Origin of the sequence: Pseudomonas sp. W2Aug9, from assembly GCF_023127755.1 — a bacterium.
GTDB lineage: Bacteria > Pseudomonadota > Gammaproteobacteria > Pseudomonadales > Pseudomonadaceae > Aquipseudomonas > Aquipseudomonas synxantha_A.
In genome coordinates, this window is sequence record NZ_SPKL01000033.1 from 1 (window position 1) to 504 (window position 504).

1 protein-coding gene is annotated in these 504 nt (G+C 64.3%); it reads left to right on the top strand.

The annotated features are described in order from the left end of the window. The coding region (locus E3O56_RS20430) for an MFS transporter (protein WP_248128902.1) at positions 1 to 504 on the top strand (504 nt) is incomplete at both ends.

A 504-nucleotide genomic window follows, 5' to 3' on the forward strand; every position in this document is an offset into this window, starting at 1 on the left:
CAGCCATTGCACTGGTGCTGATCGGCGCCTGGTTGTGCGCCGAATGCGATTCGTTGTGGGCCCTGTGTGCAGCCCGCGCCATCTCGGGGCTTGGTGCGGGAATCATGACCACTGCCGTGAACGTAACGCTGGTACGGTTCGGCCCACTCGACAACGGCAAGTTGGCGGCGACGCTGGCCACCTTGGCAATGATCCTGGGGTTGGCTTTCGGCCCGGTACTCAGTGGCATGGCACTGCAACTGAACCTGTACCCGGCCAGCCTGCCCTTCTGGTCGATCATGGCCCTGGTCACCATCGCCGCCCTCGGCGTACTGGCGCTCTGGCCGCGCCGCGCCCTCCAGACCCACACCGCCGCTCACACTGCACAAGCGTCGTTACGTGAAGGGCTGCGCGGTATTGGTCGGCCCTTCCACTTGTGCGCATGGTCGGTGTTTTTCAGTTGGTCGTTCACGGCCTGCGTCTTCGTGATTGGCCCCGGCGCTGCCGAACAGCAACTGGGCTTGA